The sequence below is a fragment of the Streptomyces sp. UNOC14_S4 genome, assembly GCF_020740835.1.
Taxonomy (GTDB): Bacteria; Actinomycetota; Actinomycetes; order Streptomycetales; family Streptomycetaceae; genus Streptomyces.
Window position 1 is genome coordinate 1 of sequence record NZ_JAINFC010000984.1, and the last position, 927, is coordinate 927.

Genomic DNA, 927 nt, shown 5'->3' on the forward strand with positions numbered 1-927 from the left:
CGCCGGACGAGCAGGGGCGACCGAGCTCGTGGGCGGCTTTTCAGGGGCGCGGGGAACGGCGCGAGCAACCAGCGACGACCCGCAGCCGCCGGACGAGCAGGGGCGACCGAGCTCGTGGGCGGCTTTTCAGGGGCGCGGGGAACGGCGCGAGCAACCAGCGACGACCCGCAGCCGCCGGACGAGCAGGGGCGACCGAGCTCGTGGGCGGCTTTTAGGGGCGCGGGGAACTGCGCGAGAAGTCCCCACCGACCCGCACTCGCCGGACGAGCAGGGGCGACCGAGCTCGTGGGCGGCTTTTAGGGGTGCGGGGAACTGCGCGACAAGCCCCCACCGGGGGCGCACCCGCGCGCGGAGCGCAAGACGCACCCCAGTAGGCGCGGGGGTCCGGGGCGAAGCCCCGGTGGGGGTGACCCTCAGGTCACATCCAGCCGCAGCAAGCGGTCGTCGTCACCCCCCGGACGCCCCCTCCCGTCCGTGTTGCTCGTGGTCAGCCACAAACTCCCGTCATCCGTCGCCACAACCGTCCGCAGCCTCCCGTACTCCCCGGTCAGAAATGCCTGTGGTGCGGCCGCGGCGGAAGCGCCGCGCAGGGGGATGCGCCACAGGCGCTCGCCCCGGAGGGCGGCCATCCACAAGGAGCCCTTCGCGTAGGCGAGGCCGCTCGGGGAGGCTTCGGAGGGTTTCCACTGGAGGACAGGGTCGCGGAAGCCGGGGCGGCCGGCGCGGCCCTCGGTCTCGGGCCAGCCGTAGTTGGCGCCGGGCTCGATGAGGTTGAGCTCGTCCCATGTGTCCTGGCCGAATTCCGATGCCCACAGGCGTTTGTCCGGGTCCCAGGCGAGGCCCTGTACGTTGCGGTGGCCCAGGGAGTAGACGACCGAGTCGGCCCGGGGGTTGCCGGGGGCGGGGCGGCCGTCCGGGGTCATGCGG

At 73.7% G+C, this 927-nt stretch carries 1 protein-coding gene; it reads right to left on the bottom strand.

The features are described 5' to 3' along the window. Positions 1-413 precede the first annotated feature (413 nt). A partial coding sequence (locus tag K6I34_RS37475) for a sorbosone dehydrogenase family protein (RefSeq protein WP_229332471.1) occupies positions 414-927 on the bottom strand: 514 nt, incomplete at its 5' end.